The sequence below is a fragment of the Bacillus cereus group sp. BfR-BA-01524 genome (genome assembly GCF_022662595.1).
Lineage (GTDB): Bacteria > Bacillota > Bacilli > Bacillales > Bacillaceae_G > Bacillus_A > Bacillus_A thuringiensis_S.
Window position 1 is genome coordinate 1 of record NZ_JAKUDW010000253.1, and the last position, 787, is coordinate 787.

Consider the following 787-nt stretch of genomic DNA (forward strand, 5'->3'; position numbering starts at 1 on the left):
TTATAGTAGTGGATAACCTTTCGAATAGCTCGGTAGAATCTATAAATCGAGTGAAAGAAATAACAGGAAAACAATTTAAGTTTTATAAAGAAGATGTTTTAAATCATGAAGCAATTGACGCAATTTTTGAAGAAAATGCAATTGACGCAGTTATTCACTTTGCAGGATTTAAAGCTGTAGGGGAGTCAGTAGCGATTCCATTAACATATTATCATAACAACATTACAAGCACGTTAGTGCTATGTGAAGTAATGCAGAAACATAATGTTAAGAAGATGATCTTTAGTTCATCTGCAACTGTATATGGTATCCCGGAAACGTCACCGATTACGGAGGAGTTTCCATTAAGTGCAACAAATCCATATGGTCAAACGAAATTAATGATTGAGCAAATTATGCGTGATGTAGCATTTGCAGATGCAGAATGGAGTATTGCATTACTTCGCTATTTCAATCCATTTGGTGCACACGAAAGTGGGCGTATCGGAGAAGATCCAAATGGAATCCCAAATAACTTAATGCCATATGTAACGCAAGTGGCAATAGGTAAGTTAAAAGAATTAAGTGTATTCGGAAATGACTATCCAACGAAAGATGGAACGGGAGTCCGTGATTACATCCATGTTGTGGACTTAGCAAATGGTCACGTAAAGGCGCTTGAGAAAGTACTGAGTACAACAGGAGTAGATGCTTATAACCTGGGCACAGGTATGGGCTATAGTGTACTAGAGATGGTTGAAGCGTTTGAAAAAGTTTCGGGCAAGAAAGTTCCTTATAAAATTACAGA

1 protein-coding gene is annotated in these 787 nt (G+C 37.2%); it reads left to right on the plus strand.

Annotated features, from left to right (window positions below; translation table 11 throughout):
* A partial coding sequence (gene galE / locus MR170_RS30860) for a UDP-glucose 4-epimerase GalE (RefSeq protein WP_242310655.1) occupies positions 1–787 on the plus strand: 787 nt, incomplete at both ends.